Consider the following 3,607-nt stretch of genomic DNA (forward strand, 5'->3'; position numbering starts at 1 on the left):
CAATAGTATCAGTCATTCCAAGTGGTCAGAAAAAGCAGAAAATATCAGGACAAGCACAGTATTGTGTGGATGAACTTGCACAGATTCATAACAGGTTCGACAGCCTTGCAGATTCGAAACAAGAACGGCAAGACATCAGAACACAAAGCAACCCCAAACCCATGCCCGAAGTCCTTGAGACGCTGAGTGCCGTAGAAAAAGCCCTTAAGATGCATGACCTTGATGAAAACGACGACGTGTATCTCCGTCGCCGGGGCATTTCTGAAAACATGCAGGAATACATCAGAGATGCCAGACAGCTGGCAGAGAACGAGGCTCTGGACATACTGGATGACGTAGAAGTAGTACTTGACATCAGAGTCAATGAAGAGGATGACAAAACAACAAGACTCACCAGAGTTTTTATAACACTTAACCGCAATCCTCTCTCAGAAAAGATACTGGATGCGGTACTGAATCGAATCGATAACATCCGCTGGCAATATGAAAGCAAAACTCAGGACGAGAAGGAACACAAACTCATTATGCTTCTTGCAAACCTTCACGATAAAGTCGAAGGCTCTGACCCGGACATGCAAGCCAGAGAACAACAGTCCGCTGTGCTCGAAGCCGTAGAAAAGATTCTTAACATCAAATTCGACGAATGGGATGACAATGCAGCAAGACTTGCCCGGGTTCATACCCTACTTGCCGATCATGATGTCTCAGAGCAATTGCTGGATCAGATAGATCAAACCCTCTGGAAAGAAGACAGCAAAGCTCTGAACAAGAAAGATCTCAAATACAACAAGATTCGTGAGACTCTTATCTATAAAGTCGAAGATGCCTACCTGGACAAGCACGCCAGGGAACAACAGACAATTCTGCTTAGAGCTGTTGAGGACGAGCTAAGCATCAACCCTGATGAAAACGTTGCTGCCAGAGAAAGCGGCAGAGCTTTCACTGTCAAACTGGCCAAAGACCTGAATGTAGCACTTGAGCAGGATAACAACCTGTCTGATCAGAAGGATATCCTGAGAGCCAGAGTTCTGGAATTAATCGAAGAATCAAATACAGCTTATGACGATGAAGCTGCCAGAAGATCCTGGAACAATGCAGTGGCTCATCAACTCAACATTGAGGATTATAGAGAAGATGCCATTATCAACGACCAGAACAGTTTGATTGAAAAAAAACTCCTGCAGCTGGACGATTTAGTTATCAATACAGGTCAGCCTGACGTTAATGAGCGCATTGCAGCCATTGAGAATGAGCTTGACAGGCAATTGACTCGTCTGGGCCCCAGACCCCGATACGTTCTTGATCGTGAGCTAGCCAATGCCAGACGAGCATTGGAAAATGCTGAAAACGGACTGAAAGAGGTTTACCGTGAACTTAAGACAATTAGTGGCAAACACGTATTATTTGCGGGAAAACGCAGTGATCTCCAACACCTCCCGGATCAAGACGACGCAACTCTCAATCGGCTAATGAAACAACTTCAGACCGGCTTTGGTCTGGCTGCAGGTGACGAACAAACGTCTGAAGAGCGATTAGAGGACATCAGACATTTCCTGCGGGAACACAGTACAGAAAAAAGAGATGAAATCATTGAGACACCCGGAGCCAGAGCAGATCTGGATATCCATATAAAAGAAGATGACCTCAGTTCACTGCAAAAAAATGATTACTTTTTTTCAGTTACAAGCCATAAAAAAAATCATGGTCCGGACGAAACCGGTACCCTTGAGGAAGCATTGGGTGAACTGCCTTTAGCCAGAAAAAAGTACACTCAGATCACAGAATTCCTGCGTGAGCACCACAAGAAATTTATGGACGTGATCAATGCAATGTCTGAACAGAGGGATGCACAAGAGAATCTGGATCGTAAACAACAGAAGATTATTGATTTTGGAGGCATCGATGAGGAGGCTAAAACCCTACATAAGCACGAAATGGTTGAGCTGAGTTTAATCCTGAAGCAGAAATGTGAAGCTGTATCAAAAGCAGAAGATGCTCTGACGAATTACAATGTAGCGTTTCTTGATACCACTGAAGAAGCCGTGGACCTTAAACCAGACACTTCTGACACCTTTAGACGACGACTTGATATCCTGAGAAACAGACAGGTACAACTGGGTGGTCATGATGGTACCGGCGGTGAGATCCGGCAACTGATTCAGGAGCAGGCCCGTCTGGAAGATGAGCTTGAACCCAGGAAAGCAAACATTGAGAGAATAAGGGAAGTCTTGAAGGCAGCAGAGGAAGCCGTCGAAAATGATGTCGCTCCCTCCCAATTCACACCCAGGCAGATAAAAGTCCTGACCGATATCCATGACTTCATGCAGCAGCACTCTCTCAAGAAACAAGCTCTGGAAGCCGCAATGGGTCTGGCAGAATTAGCGGAAAAACGCGGTGGGCTAATACCCTACTTTCCGGCTTTAGGTTTTGCCGATGAACTTCAACCGCTTCGCCTGATTGCATCGATCGGAGACGGGCTGACGCTTGATCAGGCCAGTCGGATTGTGGAAGTTTTCAAAAGTCTGAAAACGACCTTCCCGCCCCCTCTCAACCCTGGAAAAGATCAGCCTCTCAATGTCCCTAAAAAAGTCCATGAGCTTGTGGTCAGGGCCAGGCGCGAGCTGCAAAACGGGGCTCAACAATACGACGATGAAATTCGCGGCATGGGCAAAACAGCCATTCATTTCGTCGAGTGTGAACCAAAGGAGCTGAAAAGCTTTTCGGAATACTTCGCTGCCCATTCTGCCAGTGGTCACAAGATCATCACTCTGCTACGTGAAGGTCTGATCAGCAAGGTTGAACTTGAGAACTACATAAAGGCCGTCAGAAGTGTCGATGGTTATGAGCCAGTAGAAGAATTTGAACACCTCCTTGGCTACAGACGTGGCATCAAGTTAATCCACTTCAGAGCCGTTGTCCATGGGCTGTCCGAAAAGAGTGCTGAGGAATTCATGCAGAGTGCCTTTGCACCTGTGACTGTGACCACCACTGGCCCGGCGGGTATGAAGGCGTCTGTTGCCGGCATGAAAGAGTATGCAGCTGTGGTCATCGCCAACTACGTTCTTGACGATGTCGCCTTTGAAAACGGCCGCAAGACCGTAGCATTCCTGACTAATGTTCAGGATACTCTGACACCTTATGCCAATGCCGTTGGCGTGTCTGAATCAGAGCTGATCAAGGCTATCCATGACACATTGATGCAGACTCATGCCGCAGCGGTTGAGCAGCAACTGATTAAATACTGGATCAAACCTTCAGCCTTTCTGGTACAGGCTGTCACCTTGTACTTCTCCAGCTACAAACCTCTTCTGGTGACCCGGACCGTTCTGGAGGCTGCCAGACTGACCCTCTCAAACATAGCGTACCTCTATCTTCTGGATCTGACTAACAGGGGTGATTACACGCACAGGATGCTCATACCTTTCCAGCACTGGCTGGAACGCTACGGTGTTGATCCTGGCAGAACTGGCCAACATGCCTACCACAGCGGCATTGAACAGATCTCTGAAGTGGGCGGGCTGGCGATGCCATTGGGCAGGGTCGCTTCCTCAGTCATTCTGCTGAGAACCGGCTCTATGCTGTTTACCAGACAGTACAACGCCAACCC

1 protein-coding gene is annotated in these 3,607 nt (G+C 47.5%); it reads left to right on the plus strand.

All coding sequences use genetic code 11. The features are described from left to right. Nucleotides 1–65: 65 nt before the first annotated feature. A partial coding sequence (locus tag KDK16_RS12230) for a hypothetical protein (protein ID WP_257276332.1) occupies nt 66–3,607 on the plus strand: 3,542 nt, incomplete at its 3' end.

The organism is Endozoicomonas sp. SESOKO4 (assembly GCF_024606275.1).